Consider the following 14,034-nt stretch of genomic DNA (forward strand, 5'->3'; position numbering starts at 1 on the left):
AGCGGCGTGTTGATCCGTATTTTCCTTTTCCTTTGCCTCTTCTCGGTGAGCGCCCGCGCGGCGATTCAGATCCCGTCGCAGATGTCCTCGGCCGATCGGCAAAGCATGCTGAAAATCCTGGGCTACGGGACCAGCTTCAAAACCAGCGGCGATCCCTATCCATTGGGCGGTTACATGGGGTTCGAAGTCGGCGTCAGCTACGAGCTGCTGTCGACCGCGCAGATCGCGAAGCTCGGCTCGGGCACGGGCGTGCAGGGAGACACTTCGATTCTGAACGTCACCCTCGGTAAGGGACTTTTCTACGACGTCGATTTTTACCTGAACTTTTCGCCCCTCGGACAAAGCGAGAAGTTCTCCAGCTTCGGCGGCGCGCTTCGTTGGGGCGTCCTCGAACTTCAAGCGATGCCCATCCACTTTTCGGTGCAGGCGGCGGCGAATTCGGCGAGTTTTCAGAACAAGGTGAACACCACGACCCAGAGTTTCGATCTGATCGGCGGCTGGAACTTCCAAGATCTGGTTTTCTATGGCGGCGTGGGGTTGATCCGCAGCTCGGGGCAGTTCATCGGCGGCGCCGGCGGCGTCAGCGACTCGAACGAAACCGTCACCGAGGCCATCAACGAAGCCCACACCTTCGCCGGTATCAGCGTGAAGTACGGCACGTACTTCGTCGCCGCCCAGATGGACCGCGCGACGCAAGCCGCGTACGCGATCAAATTCGGCGTGAGATACTAAGTCCGAGCTTTCTCGATGAGTTTAGTCGTCGACTTGCCGTCGATGAATTGAAGCGAGCGGACTTCGCCGCCGTAGCTTTGCACGAAGGTACCGCCGACGATTTGCTCGATCTTCCAGTCGCCACCTTTGACGAGGACGTCGGGCTTCACGGCCTCGATGATCCGGGCGGGGGTGTCTTCCGTGAACAGCACCGAGAAGGACACGCAGCCGAGCGCGGCCATGATTTCGGCGCGGTCGTTTTCGGTTTGGATGGGACGTTCGGGTCCCTTCAGGCGTTTCACGCTGGCGTCGGAGTTGAGCGCAACGACGAGCTCATCGCCCAACTGGCGCGCGGCCTGGAGGTAGCGGACGTGACCGACGTGCAAAAGGTCGAAGCAGCCGTTCGTGAAAACGATCTTACGGCCCGCCGCTTTTTTGGCGGCGATCTGTTTCAAGAGATCGTCCTCCGAAAGGAAATGGCCCACGTTACTTCAGATTCTTCTGGTGGAGTTCGAGTCCCATCCAGCGTCCCAGCAGATCGCGGCGTGAGAGCAGCGACAGCACGGGCAAGACCACGATGCCGGTCGCGAGCAGGATCGTCGAACGCAGGATCGACTTCCACGCGAAGCTCGCGGTGCCTTGAGCCTCGGCCGGGCCGAGGCGCTGATCGAAAACCCATTCGCCCGGCGTCGCGCCCAAGAAGACGCGATTCACGCACAGGTAGACCCAGCAGATCGTGCCCATGAGCGCGCCCAAGGTCATCGCGAGGACTTCGGTCGAAGCCGTCGTGATCGCCGCCACGAGGTCGATTTGCGTGACCATCAACAGGACGATCAGGCAACCGAGGAAGGCCGCGACGACGAGCATGGTGTCCAGCACGAGGGCCGACAGATCGTGACCCGAGGGACGATAGACGTATTCGGGCGGAGCCTTCAGCGCTTGGCGCGCGGCGGTCGCTTTTTCGTCTTTGAAATCCCAGTTTTGTTTTTGCAGACCCTTCAGCACTTCGTCCACTTTGGGTGTCGGTGCCGTGGGAATTTCGGTGGTCGCCGCGGGGCCGGAACGTTTCAACAAAGGCGTGCGCAGCAGCGGCTGATCCAATTTGCCGGTCTCGAGCGAGTTCAGGTCGAGCAGGTCATCCACCAGATTTTTTTCGGCGCGTGCGGACTGCTCACTTGCGGAACGACGGGCTTCGAACTTCAGATCGGGTTTCGCCGTCACCTTGGAGTCCGTTTTGGCGTCCGCTTTTTGTTCGGTTTTCGCCGCGTTTTTGGATTGGGAATGGAAACCCAAGCCTTCCGTGATCGGCTTGAACTCGAATTCTTCGAAAGGATCGTTTTCGATAGGGCCAGCCAAAGATTCCCCCAAAAATAACAAGCGGTTAGCGTCCGAAGTGTCCGGCCTCGTATTTTAGGACGCTGAGCAAAGTGATGCAAGCCGTTTCGACCCGGAGCACCTGCTCGCCGAGACTCGCAGCGTGAAGTCCCTGGGACTCAAAGGCTTTCGCCTCTTGGACGCTGAAACCGCCTTCGCTGCCGACGAAGCACCACCAGTTTCCGGGGGTGCCGGGATCGAAGCGGCGGACGACCTCGCGGACTTGGCGAGGGGTCTCCCCCTCGTAAGCTAAAAGACCCTGGTCCCCGGCCGACGGGTTAAAAGTGGCCAGCATTTCGGACAGGGGGATGGGTTTGACGAGTTTCATCAGGTCGGCGCGGCCCGATTGCTGGGTCGACGACAGGATGATTTTTTGCCAACGCTCGAAGCGGTTGTCCGAGATCTTATCGAGGCCCCGGACGAAGCTGTACTCCGAGAAGAACAGGCGAATCTCGGCGACGCCGAGCTCGACCGCTTTTTCCAAGACGCTTTCGAGAACCGGAAAGCGCGGCACCGACAGCGCCAGAATGAGGTGGGGCTTCGGCAGCGCGGGGAGCGTGCGCGTTTCGAGGCGCGTGGTTTCGGCGGAGCGTTTGCCGATCGCCGTCACCTCGACGAGATGCGCGCGGCCTTGGCCATCGAGCAGCTCGAACTTCGAACCCACGTCCTGCCGACAAACGTCGACGACGTGATGGAAAAGGTCGCCGTCGATCGTGATCCGGTCGAAACTCGGGGGATCGACCGGCAGACGGTAACGCCTCATGCCTCGGGCACCTTGCGGACCCAGTAGCCGACCCAGTCGTCGTGGTCCCAGCGCTTTTGCACCTCAACCGGAGAGACGCGGATGAAGTGCTCCAGGAAATACTCTTCGCGCTCTTTCAGGATGCCGGTCAGGAATAAATCGCCACCCGTGCGGGTCGACGCCAGCAGCTCTTTGCGCAAGTTGATCAGGACGCCGTCGATGATATTCGCGACGACCACGTCGAAGCTTTCGTGCAGCTCCTCGATTTGTTTGTCGGGAATCTCGATGGCGTCGACTTTGTTGCGGGCGACGTTTTCACGCGCCACGCGACGCGCCTCCGGGTCGATCTCGGTGCCGATGATCGGGCCGTAGCCCATCTTGCGCGCCAGGATCGCCAGCACCGCGGTGCCGGTGCCGACGTCGAGCATGGTGATCGTCTCGCCGGGAGTTTGTTTGTAGCGGCGGTGCAGGAAGCTTGACGCGATTTGGGTGGTCGCGTGGGTGCCGGTGCCGAAGGCCATGCCGGGATCGATGCGGATCGCGAACTGATCGGCGACGGGGGATTCATGCCAGCTGGGCACGATCCAGTAATCGCCGACGAGTTTGAAGGGTTCGAAACCTTTCTTCCACTCCTCGAGCCAGTCTTTGGTTTCTTCGGTGTGGAGTTCCCACTGAATCGCGCCGTCAAGGTTCGCGAGGCCTTCGTAGTAACCGGCTTGGGGCTCGGTTTCGAAGTAGGCGTCGAACTCCATCGTCCGACCGGTCAGGATCGTGGGATCGTAAGCCAGATTCGGTTGTTTGAATTGAAGGGCTTCGGAGAGTCCCGATGCTCCGCACGCGAAACTGTGTTGCGTAACGGCCTCTTCGAGGTCGGAGGGGACTTGCTTCAGACGGACGCGCAGATAAGTGTTGGCCATGCGCGCGGGAGTCTAAGGCGACCGGAAGGTCGCCGTCAATGCGGCTTAGAGGGCGCGGGGAGTTTCGGTTTCGGCCTTGGTGCGGCCGGCGGAGGCTTCGTTTTTAGGTGAGCCGATGATCGCTTTCATGGGCTGGACGTCGCGTGCCGGAACTGGAGCCGTCGGCGCCTGCGCCGCAGGGGCGGGAGGAGTCAGGGCCGGAGCTGTATTATTTACGGTGGAGGCGGCCGTTCCGGGTTGGGTAACCGCGGCGGAACTGGGTTTGCGCTTGTCGACGAAGGAGCCTTTCAGGTCGAGCACGTCTCCGCTCATCACGCCGATCTGTTCGAGCATGGGCAGTTCGTCACGGGACAGAACTTTGTATTCACGGGCGACCGCGAGGTTATCGGCGACGTAGACCACGCGGATTTGCGCGACCGGGATCGCGAGCTCACCCAGGCTTTGCGTGCCCGAAGCGTCGCGGATCGAAGTTTTGCGGATGGCCGTGACGACGAGGTTCGGCTTCAAGCCGTCCTTCGCGCCGCCGTTGATGTAGAAGTCTTTGTAGACGGGTTCATCGTCCGCGAGCGGAATGTTCCGGCGCACATCGACGATCTTCAATTCGGCCGCGCGCAGGGAGCTTTGTCCCGCAAGCACCGCCATCATTCCCAGAATCCATCCTGCTTTTCTCATCCACGAATCCTTTCATGGGTCTCGATTTGATATCGGCCGGAACCGTTTCAAACTTGAGCACCCTGGGCTCGTGGGGAGGGAAAAGCGCGACGAAAGTATCGCCGCGCGGTCGGATCAGAGGTCGTCGAAGTCGAGAGGCTTCTGTTTCGGCTGGGCTTTGGTCCCGCGCTGCGCCCGGCGCGCATCGATCGCCGCGCGGTTTTGTTTGCGGCGACTTTGGGGGCCTTCGTCTTTGTCTTTGAGTTTCATGCCCTTGAATTTGCGTCCGGCGAGTCCCTTTTTCGGTTTCTTGGGTTCGTTCTTCTTCGCAACTTTTTTCGAACCCGCGGCGGCGACTTTCGTGCCGGGAGCCGCGTCGAGCACCGTCGCGTCCGAGGCGCCTTGCGATTTTTTGGACGAAGTTTGACGCTCTTTTTTCTCGCTTTCGGCGCCGCTCATATCGGGCAGGAAGACGAGTTCACGGGCAGAGTCCTCGAGGAAAACCAGGCGGCCCTTTTCGATGTTGCCCAAGCGCAGACGGCCGATACCGATCCGTTGCAGCTTCATGACATCGAGACCGACTTTTTCGAACATCAAACGGATCTGACGGTTCTTTCCTTCGGTGATGACGATTTTGTACCAGGGGTATTTTTCTTTACCGCGGTCGATGCGCTCGACGAACTTCGCCGACACGCGGCCGCCGATGATCGAAACGCCGGTGCGGAGTTTGGTCAACGCTTCGGGTTTCGCTTCGCCCTTCACTTTCACGAGGTAGGTTTTCGTGACTTCGTTTTCGGGACGCATGACCTTCTGGGCCCAATCGCCATCGTTCGTTAGAAGCAAAAGCCCCTCCGAGTCCCAGTCCAGACGACCGACGGGGAACAGGCGCACGGGCAGATCTTCGATGTAGGGCTTCAGCGTGGGACGACCTTCGGGGTCTTCCATCGTGGTCAGGACGCCTTTGGGTTTATGCAGGATCGCGTAGACCGGGGCCGACTTCGATTTTAGGGGTTTTCCCGAAACAAGGATCTTGTCCTTCCGGGGATCCACTTTGATTCCGAGTTCATAGACGCGCTTCCCGTTGACGGTGACGCTCCCCTCGGCGATGAGGCGGTCGGCTTCGCGGCGGGACGCAAGGCCGGCGTCGGCGAGGGCTTTGTTGAGGCGAACTCTGTTTTTCGATTCCATGCGGGCTCCTGCTGTCGGCTCGGGAAAGCCGTTTTTACGGCATCCGACGGCGCGGGAGTCTCATCGACAAAGTCCAAGTTCGCGGGAAGTTGGCCGACCCCACGTGAGGGGGTGAAGGCCTTCGGGCGATCGGGATGGCGAAGTTGGTCGCGGGCGTTCAAATGCTCCAGGTCCCTTAGCAAGAGAGTGAGCATTTTGTCACCGGTAAACACCTCTTCGATGGCCGTCTGGGCCCGGAGGAAGTTCTCGTGCAGCAGTTGGGGCGAGACGGGCTCCCCAAGGCGCATCCAGTGCAGGATGCGCTCGAGCCCCTCGACGAGGCTGATGTAGTAAGGATCGGTGTCCCGACGGATAAAATGCTGCTCAATGCGTTTGAGGGCGAAGAACAGGCGCGGGAACTGCTCCAGCGGTTGCCCGTGAAAGTTCTGCAGATGCTGGAAGATGTACCCGCGGGTGGTGTTCCCATGGATGCCGTAAGGACCGGCCGAGGTCCCGTCCCGGTAGAACCGGGCGACGGTGAAGGGGCTAACCTCGAATTTGTGCATGACCGTGGGGTCAAGCTCGAGTTCGGAGTTGTAAACGAGCATCAGGTCGCGGCGCAGGGGCTCCAGGTGGCCGTTGCGCACGACGAAGCGGTGATCGTACTGGCGAATGGTGAGTCGTCCGTCCGTCCCCAGGATCAGCGTCAGGAACATGCGGTCTTTCGCCTCGATCAGGCGAAATTGGGCGCCCTCGCGCTTCAAACGGAAAGTCCAATAATTCGAAAGGATCTCGAGTGCGGTTTGATTGTTTTCGATCTCGATGACCTGCTGATCCGCGGGCCAATCCAGGGCATCCAGCATGGACGCGCCTTCCGCGGCGATCAGCGAGGCGCCGCCCGTACCGAAGAAGCTTTCCAGCAGCGTCCGACCTTCACTCGTCAAATCTTTTCTGTTCTGTTGCCAGTGGGGATAAGTGAGGGCCGAGTCAAAAAACGATTGAAGCGCGTCTGCTTCCAACTCTTCTTGCGGATCGAACAGATATTGGAAATAATTTTTGTATGTCAGCGCCACGGGGGACAGCTGATTCTGCGGACTGCTCAGGAATTTGAGGAACTCGCCAACCGTGGCCATATCAGGACGATAAGAACGCGTCATGGAGGAGTCAATGTCTAAGGAACTCGACCCGTCGCTCTTTGGTGAAGGTGCTTGGGCCGCGCCCCGCGCGGTGGAAAAGCCCAGAACCACCGGATTCGATGCCGTGGGACACGTGGAGCAGAAGGTCGCCGATTTGCGCGTCCAACTCCGTGAGATTAAGGAAGAAGTGAGCCGTTTCGGCCGTGATATGGAAGCGCTGAAGACCTCGAGCCACAACAAAATGGAAAAGCTCGCCCAGCAAGTGGCGCGTCTGGAAGGGCTTCAGGGCAAAGTTCACCAGGAAGTGACGACCCGGATTTCGCAGATGCACACGCGTTTGGCGGATCGTCAGTCCGTGGATCTGAAGGTTCAAGAGATGATGGATCGCCACCAGGCCCTCATCCGCAGCGCCGAAATGCGCATTCAGCAAATGCAGAAGATCCTGAACGAGAAAGAAGCGATGCTCCTTTCGGCGCAGGTCTCTTTGGTCGAAGCCAAAACCGAAATCTCGCGCCTGAAGCGGATGTAAAATGCAGTTTGATCTGAGCGTCGCGGCCGACGGACGGGCCTTGGTCGATTTTCCGGTCTTTGAATACTCACGTGCGGGCTTCGACAAGGTCGCGCGCGAACTGGAGTCGAAGTTGGGACTCGCGGCGCTGGCCGGGGGCGCCGCACCCGCGGTCGCCGCCGACGAATTCGCGCTTCAATACTCGGGTGGTTTTGAGTTGCGCATGGGCCGCGCTTCGTTCGCTTTGATCTGCCCGACACCGCTGCGCCAATACGAAACCGCGATTCGCCTGAAAACGGAAATGCGCTGGAAGCCGGAATGTCGCGTGTATGCATGGGCACCGGTCAGCGACGAGGTCGAAGAGCTCGTCGTGATTTTGTACCGGACGCTCGCTCTGCTTCTTCACCAATCGCCCGAATACGAAGTGGAAAATCCGGACGTGTTATCCGAATCGGTCGACCACTTGAAACAAGTGATCGCGGCGATTCGAAACGGCGACGACTGGGCGGTCGAAGATGTGCATAACATCTACTTCAACGTCGCCGGCGCTAAACCCGACGTCGTTCCGGCCGTGTGGAACGAAAAGTTCCTGAAACTCGCTGGCGATGCGGGCCGCGCGCTGACCGCGCATAATCAAAGTCACAATATTCAATAATCTGAGTGTCCGGGCGCCCTTCGGACGCCGGGCCGGACCCGTGGCCGCCGAACGTGCGGTGTGGATCGGTGCGTGGTTTCGATTTTGGAGGAGGGGAGAAGGCGCGCAACTCGCGCGCTTCTTCTTCCTGAAAGGAACTCCTATGACTCCCAAACAGAAACGTATCGTTAAACTTGCGACCTTTGCGCTCATCGCGATTCAAGGTCTTGGCACCCTCTACGCCGTCTCGACACTCCTCTCGATTCCGCAGTACGGACTGGAAATGAACTACGTGTCGATCGTGCTGGGAGCCGCCGTTTGGCCGGTGATGGTCGGATCGGCTGCCTTCACAAGCTTGCGCTTTTTGTTTCAGGATAATCACTACGGTTGGATGGGGCTTGTCACCGTCGCGGTCGTGACGTTGCCGAGTCTGTGTTTCCCGGCGTCGGCGGTTTTACTTTACGTTCTGTTGAGTCCCGCCGTTCGTACGTCGATGCTCAAAAAGATCGACGCCGAATGGGGACTTTCCGAAACGGCAGAGACTCCCGAGAAAAGTCAGGGCAACTAACTGCCGCTCAGGCGGTGACGCAGTTTAGGCAGAGTTTTTTGATCGAGGACGGCGTTCACCTTTGCGGGATCGTCCGTCTTCAGTTCGAGCCACTCTTCGGCGGCTTTCTTCGTTAAAAATATTGGTGTGCGGTCGTGACCCGTGCGAGCGACATCCGGGAGTGGCGTATCGGTGATGAGTGCCGCCGAATTCATCGACTTTCCTGTCTTGTCTTTCCACGTATCCCAAAGGGTCGGGACGTAGAGAATCTCTTCTGACTCGGGAGTGAATTCGACTTCGAGGTTTTCCGGCCCCGGTTCGCTTTTCGGGCGATCGGGATAGGTTTCGCGTGGCACGAACTCGTAAAAATTCCGAACGCTCAAGACGCCATGGCGTTGGCCGAGCAGATTTCTCCACCACGGGACGTTGTAAAGCGCGTCCCGTCTTGCGTTGTAACAGCCGTGAAATTTGAGATCGAAGTTTTCGTCTTTGTCGTGCGGGCGAAGCAGGTAGCGGACGGGGATGACGATCTTTTCGCCGTCGCGGTCCGTGCCGACCATCGAGGTGAATGCGCGCGGAAACACGCGATCAAAATCGACGATTTTCTTTTCGCCGTCCTTATCCGCGACGGCATCCAGAATGCCTTCGTGCCTTGCGAGCTCACTGGTCAACTTTTCGATTTTATTGAGCGAGACGCGTAGATCGTTTTCGGCTTTCTTTGTCGTCTTCACCGCGAGTTTCGTGCGAGAGTCATCACGACGGGCCACCTGTTTCAGAATCTCTTCGCGCAAACGTTCGGCTTCGTCCCGATGCCACGTCAGGATGGCATCGCGGCCGCGTTTTTCGGACTCGGTCTTCGCGCCTTCCAGAAAATCCATCTCTAGGCCCACACCCAGCAGAAGTTTTTCGCCTTCCATGCGGCGGACGAATAGTTCCGTGTAATCGTCAGTCTGAATGCGCGCGGCGAACAGAACGCCCAGTTTTTTCGCTCGTTGCTGAATGATTGCCGAAAAGCACATGGGAGAGCCTCCGGCTGGAAGTCTATGCCGGAGAAAACGGTGCGTGCAATTACAGTTTGTTGAGGCGATCGAGGAAGCGGACCGGCTCTTCGAATTCGGTGAGCGTCAGGTCCTTGCGGAACTCGCCCTTCGCGTCGATCAGGACGACCCACGGCAGTCCCAGGATTCCGTAGCGTTTTTTGTAGATCGCGAGCTGTTCGGAGTCGCGAGTCGCGTCGAAACGTAGACGTACGAAGTTTTGGGTGGCGTCGATCACGCGGGGATTCACGAAGGTGATGCGGTCGAGCTCGTGGCAAGCCGCGCACCAGTCGGCGTAGAAATCGATGACGACGGGTTTGCCTTGGCGTTTCGCTTCGTTGATCGCTTGATCGTTCAAATCTTGCCAGATGATTCCGGGGACTTTGTCGCCCGCCATGGGAAGTCCGCTCATCGATTGGCTCGACAGCATCGGGCGCAGATCGAAGATCCCGACGATCATCAGGAAACTTCCGAACATGAGCATCGCCCAGCCCGCGCCCTTCGCGATTTTTTGGAACGGGGACTCGATGGTCTTTTGGAACGCGCCACCCAGGCTTCCCAGAATGATGAGGCCGACCGCGAGCGCGATGTCGAATGTCCGCTGGGGCATGAGCAGTTCGAGGTGATAGTAGAACGCGCCCAACATCAAAAGGCCCGAGACGTTTTTCACGCCGTTCAACCAGCCGCCGGATTTCGGAAGTTTCTTCGAGAGATTGGTGAAGAGTCCCAACGCCAAGAAGAGTTGCCCCATTCCGAACGCGAAGACGAAGAGAAGTGAGAAGCCGAGGAGCAGGTTTTGCGACTGCGCCACGTACGCGAGGATCCCCACGAGGATCGGGCCGACGCAGGGACTGGCGACGATGCCGCTGATGAGGCCCGTGACAAAGGCGCCGAGATTTCCGCTCAGCGAATGGCCTTTACCGAGGGCGCGTTGCAGGCGGTGGGGGACTTCGATCTCGTAGAATCCGAAGAGCGAAAGCGCCATCGCGAGGAAGACCGCGCAAACCGCCCCCAGTACCCACGGCGAACTCATCGCTGAACCGAACAGCGCGCCGGTGCTGGCCGCAAAGACGCCGAGAATCGAGTAGGTCGTCGCGATCCCGAAAACGTAAGCGAGACTCCGCAGAAAACTTTGCGCGCGCGTGCGGCGCTGCGAATCCTTCGCGAGGACCGCGAGCGTGATCGGGATCATCGGGAAGATGCAAGGCGTGAAGCTCGTCAGGATCCCCGCGATGAAAACGAAGAAGAAGGTCCAGCCAAGACCGCGCGAGAAGGCCTCTTCGAAACTCTGTTCGAACATGCCCGCCGATTGCGGATTGGCGGGGAGAGCTTTCGCGGGTTTCGCGTCACCCTTGATCGAGTAGTTCAGTTTGATCGGAATCGTTTTCGGAAAAAGACAGAAGGTTTTCGTGCAGGCTTGGTACGTCAGGTTCAGTTCGAGGACGCCATCACGGTTCGGCGATTTCGGAACGCCGATCGCGGCGGTCAGCGTGGCTTCGTCGATGACGCCGCGACGCTGGCGTTTCGAGAAGTCGTCGTAGAACTCCTGAATCGGCGAGATGTGGTACTTCGCGACTTGGAAGCCTTCGTCTTTGGCGGTCGTGATTTTGAATTGATCTTCGTACGCCTTATATTCAGGCAGAAGCTTCAGCTTGATTTGCACTTCGACGATCTGCTCGGGCTCGATCTCGGAAGGATTGAGTTTTGCGGTGACGGTGAGGGGATCGACTTCCATCCGATGTGCGGCGGCGTTCTCGCCTTTCACAAACGGGTTTGCCTTCTGCGCGTGCGCAGGTGCCATCACGACGGCAAGGCTAACTAATAGAGTCGCAAGCACGGTTCCCATGTCCCCTTCTCTTCGGCGGAGTGGATTCTCAGTATAACCCGGATTCGAGGGCTGGACCAGACTTTGGGCGGTCTTTTGCGGTGCGGGCTTCACAATTGTGAAAGTGCCCGGCGCGGCGAACGTCCAGAAAACCGTCTAGGTTTCCCGCGTCGCCTTATTTCGAAATGGGGACCTGCCGAAAGAATAGTCGAGAGGTACCACATGGGTTTTGTAGGAATTCTCGTCGTCTTCGGAACGGTCTTTGGCGGCTTCGTCATTGCTGGCGGTCATATGTCCGTCATCCTGAAAGCCGCGCCGATCGAGATGTTGATCATCGCCGGTGCCGCTTTGGGTGCATACCTGATCGCGAATCCGATGAAGACCATCAAAGCCGGCGTTAAAATGAGCATCCACGCGATGACCGCGAAAGGTCCCGCGAAACAGGATTACGTCGAGCTGTTGCAGATGATGTTTCAGCTGTTCCAGTTGTTCCGTAAAGACGGACCCCAGGCGGTGGAAAAACACATCGAGACTCCGGACAAATCGGAAATCTTCAATGCATATCCCAGCTTCATGAAGAACCACCATGCGGTGCACTTCCTTTGCGATACCATGAAGATCACGCTGTCGGCGGATCTGTCGCCGTACGATGTCGACGATCTTTTGGACGGCGATATCAAGGCGATCCACTCGGAAGAACATGCGGCCCAGCACGCGGTGCAAACCGTCGCGGACGGGTTTCCTGGACTGGGGATCGTCGCCGCGGTCTTGGGTATCGTGAAAACGATGGATCACTTGACGGAAGGGACGGAAGTCATCGGTCGCTTGGTCGCATCCGCCCTGGTCGGAACGATGCTCGGGGTCTTCTGCGCCTACGGTTTGATCGCGCCCACGGCGTCGAAAATCGGCGCGGATGCGGATGCCGAAGGTCGCTATTTGAGCGTCATTAAGGCCGCGTTGATCGCACTGCAAAAGGGCGCACCGCCGCTCGTTTGCGTCGAGTACGCTCGCCGCACGATTCAACCTGAAGAGCGCCCCAGCTTCGAAGAACTCGACAAGGCGACGAAAGAAATCAAGAAGGCCGCGTAATGGCAGCAGAGAAGAAGGGTCAGACGATCGTCATCAAGAAGATCTACAACGCCGCCGGGCACCACGGCGGTGCTTGGAAGGTCGCGCTTGCGGATTTCATGACGGCACTGATGGCCTTCTTCCTCGTCATGTGGCTGCTCGGTCAATCCACGCAAACCAAAAAAGCGGTTTCGGATTACTTCTCTACGCCGTCGGTCATTGAATACAGCTTCCAGAATTTCGGGGTGGAGCTCACTCTCGAAAAACTGTTCCTGGATCTATTGAGCGAGCCGCTGAAGGCGTTCCAAAGCTTCCTGGAGCCCATCGACAAGACACCGAACGTTTTCGACTTTGGATCGCAGAAGGTCGTCGCGGCTTACATGGCCGATCAGATCGGGGACATCGCGAAGAACGTGTCGATCACGCCGGACGGGATCGAATTCGACATCATCGACAGTGAGATGTTCATTCCGGGAACCGCGACGCCGAACGAGGGGTTTACGCGGATCATGACGCAGATGAAAGCCGTGACCGAAGGTCTGGCGGATTCCACCGTCGCGATCGAGTCACGTCTGTGGAACGAAAGCGTGCCGGGCAGCGATCACGGGCAGGCCAAGAACGTGGCGACCGAACGTTTGTCGTTGATTCGCGCGAAAGTGCAGTCGACGTTCGAAAATCCGTCGAACGACATCGCGGGCAGCACCAACGTGCAATCGAAAAAGGGGTTCGTCGAAGGGCAGGGCACGCGTCCCGCCGGGATGATCCACTTCAAGATCCAGCAGAAGCCCCAGCGTGCGGACGGCAAGCCGACCAAGAAGTTGGAAACGCTGTTCGGGGCTTCCGATCCTTCGATGAACGTCTACGACAACTTCGTGAAGCAGGTTTCGGGGCAGAAAAAACGCCAAGCCGCGAGCGAAGAAGACTCCACGCAAAAAGAAGAGTCGCGCGAGCAGTAAGCGCGAACACTAAAACGTCGCGCTTATTAGCACGAGCATTAGAAAGTCGCGCTGAATCTCAGGAAAAAGAAGGGGCCGGCGCGGCTGCCGAATTGTCCGCTGGCGCTGTTGTAGGTCCCGACGAATTCGTACTTCAATCCCGCCAAACGGTAACCCAGGCTCGCGACCACGTCGAAGTAGTTGCTGAAGTCCGGATCGCTCAACATATTGTAGCCGAAGCCGGTGAGCATCGTGAAGTCCGTGGCGAGTTCCCATTCTTTTTCGAAGCCGTAACGGATGGAATCGTAGCCGGTGCCTTCCCAGTTTTCGATTCGGTCGTACATCACGTGATACTTGAATAGATTCAGATCGAGGCCCGTGATCGCGCCGTTGCGCGTGCCCGCATTGTAATAGCGGTTGAAGTCGTAACGTGCCGTCAGGTCGGCGTTGGACGTGAAGATGAAGCGGTAAGCGGCGAAAAGGCGCAGATTCACGGAATCATCCGTGCCCGTGAACTTCACGTTCGATCCCCAAAGGCCGAGCTGGAACTGCTCCCATTTGTAGCCGAGCGTCGTTTGCACGACGGGGGAGCCTTCGGTTTGCGTGAGTCCCTGTTCGACGTGATTCGTCGCGATGGCGACGCGTGCGAAGAGCTTTCCGGGTTGGAATTCGTCTTTGGCGGTGGTGCTTTGGGCATGGACACGCGCGCAGCAAAGCGACAGCGCGACCAATATCATGACTCCGGAAAACCGGGACCGAGGGCTCATCCCTTAAGTCTAATG

The 14,034-nt window shown here is 58.5% G+C and carries 15 protein-coding genes; 6 read left to right on the forward strand and 9 right to left on the reverse strand.

Annotated features, from left to right (window positions below; translation table 11 throughout):
* The first annotated feature begins 6 nt into the window (after window positions 1-6).
* Window positions 7-732 (forward strand): hypothetical protein, encoded by a 726-nt coding sequence (locus tag KF767_02370; GenBank protein MBX3016707.1) that lies wholly within the window; start codon window positions 7-9, stop codon window positions 730-732.
* Here KF767_02370 and rfaE2 read toward each other — a convergent pair.
* The 6 genes from rfaE2 to KF767_02400 all read right to left on the reverse strand — a co-directional run bounded on the left by rfaE2 (window position 729) and on the right by KF767_02400 (window position 5,583).
* Window positions 729-1,196 carry a D-glycero-beta-D-manno-heptose 1-phosphate adenylyltransferase gene (gene rfaE2 / locus KF767_02375; GenBank protein ID MBX3016708.1) on the reverse strand — a complete coding sequence of 156 codons (468 nt, stop codon included), beginning with the start codon at window positions 1,194-1,196 and terminating at the stop codon, window positions 729-731. The genes KF767_02370 and rfaE2 overlap by 4 nt on opposite strands.
* Before the next feature lies 1 nt (window position 1,197).
* Entirely contained in the window at window positions 1,198-2,067 is an 870-nt protein-coding gene (locus KF767_02380) for a hypothetical protein (GenBank protein MBX3016709.1), read from the reverse strand.
* A gap of 25 nt (window positions 2,068-2,092) precedes the next feature.
* Entirely contained in the window at window positions 2,093-2,848 is a 756-nt protein-coding gene (locus KF767_02385) for a 16S rRNA (uracil(1498)-N(3))-methyltransferase (protein ID MBX3016710.1), read from the reverse strand.
* The gene (locus tag KF767_02390) at window positions 2,845-3,744 is read right to left on the reverse strand and encodes a 50S ribosomal protein L11 methyltransferase (protein ID MBX3016711.1); all 900 of its coding nucleotides are present in this window, start codon (window positions 3,742-3,744) and stop codon (window positions 2,845-2,847) included. Before KF767_02390 ends, KF767_02385 begins: the two co-directional genes overlap by 4 nt.
* 45 nt (window positions 3,745-3,789) lie before the next feature.
* Complete coding sequence (locus KF767_02395; GenBank protein MBX3016712.1) at window positions 3,790-4,416, reverse strand: hypothetical protein; 627 nt, start codon at window positions 4,414-4,416, stop codon at window positions 3,790-3,792.
* A gap of 114 nt (window positions 4,417-4,530) precedes the next feature.
* Window positions 4,531-5,583: an rRNA pseudouridine synthase gene (locus KF767_02400; protein ID MBX3016713.1), complete on the reverse strand. Its 1,053-nt coding sequence runs from the start codon at window positions 5,581-5,583 to the stop codon at window positions 4,531-4,533.
* A 1,146-nt stretch (window positions 5,584-6,729) separates the two neighbouring features.
* On the opposite strand from KF767_02400, the gene KF767_02405 reads away from it, so the two are divergent.
* From KF767_02405 to KF767_02415, 3 genes are all read left to right on the forward strand, one after another.
* Window positions 6,730-7,227 carry a hypothetical protein gene (locus tag KF767_02405; GenBank protein MBX3016714.1) on the forward strand — a complete coding sequence of 166 codons (498 nt, stop codon included), beginning with the start codon at window positions 6,730-6,732 and terminating at the stop codon, window positions 7,225-7,227.
* Window position 7,228: 1 nt separating this feature from the next.
* Entirely contained in the window at window positions 7,229-7,861 is a 633-nt protein-coding gene (locus KF767_02410) for a hypothetical protein (protein MBX3016715.1), read from the forward strand.
* 142 nt (window positions 7,862-8,003) lie between these two features.
* A complete protein-coding gene (locus KF767_02415) occupies window positions 8,004-8,408 on the forward strand; it encodes a hypothetical protein (GenBank protein ID MBX3016716.1) in 405 nt (134 codons plus the stop codon).
* Here KF767_02415 and KF767_02420 read toward each other — a convergent pair.
* Both KF767_02420 and dsbD read right to left on the reverse strand, forming a co-directional pair.
* The gene (locus KF767_02420) at window positions 8,405-9,406 is read right to left on the reverse strand and encodes an SOS response-associated peptidase family protein (protein MBX3016717.1); all 1,002 of its coding nucleotides are present in this window, start codon (window positions 9,404-9,406) and stop codon (window positions 8,405-8,407) included. The two genes, KF767_02415 and KF767_02420, sit on opposite strands and share 4 nt — an antisense overlap.
* Window positions 9,407-9,455: 49 nt before the next feature.
* The gene (dsbD, locus tag KF767_02425) at window positions 9,456-11,270 is read right to left on the reverse strand and encodes a protein-disulfide reductase DsbD (GenBank protein MBX3016718.1); all 1,815 of its coding nucleotides are present in this window, start codon (window positions 11,268-11,270) and stop codon (window positions 9,456-9,458) included.
* A 201-nt stretch (window positions 11,271-11,471) separates the two neighbouring features.
* Between dsbD and motA the strand changes: the two genes are divergently transcribed.
* Together motA and KF767_02435 are read left to right on the forward strand one after the other, a co-directional pair.
* Complete coding sequence (gene motA / locus KF767_02430; GenBank protein MBX3016719.1) at window positions 11,472-12,338, forward strand: flagellar motor stator protein MotA; 867 nt, start codon at window positions 11,472-11,474, stop codon at window positions 12,336-12,338.
* A complete protein-coding gene (locus KF767_02435) occupies window positions 12,338-13,273 on the forward strand; it encodes a chemotaxis protein MotB (GenBank protein MBX3016720.1) in 936 nt (311 codons plus the stop codon). Before motA ends, KF767_02435 begins: the two co-directional genes overlap by 1 nt.
* Window positions 13,274-13,311: 38 nt before the next feature.
* On the opposite strand, the gene KF767_02440 is transcribed toward KF767_02435, so the two are convergent.
* Complete coding sequence (locus KF767_02440) at window positions 13,312-14,019, reverse strand: TorF family putative porin (GenBank protein ID MBX3016721.1); 708 nt, start codon at window positions 14,017-14,019, stop codon at window positions 13,312-13,314.
* Between the last annotated feature and the right edge of the window lie 15 nt (window positions 14,020-14,034).

Source organism: Pseudobdellovibrionaceae bacterium, assembly GCA_019637875.1.
Classification (GTDB): Bacteria; Bdellovibrionota; Bdellovibrionia; order Bdellovibrionales; family Bdellovibrionaceae; genus JAHBUW01.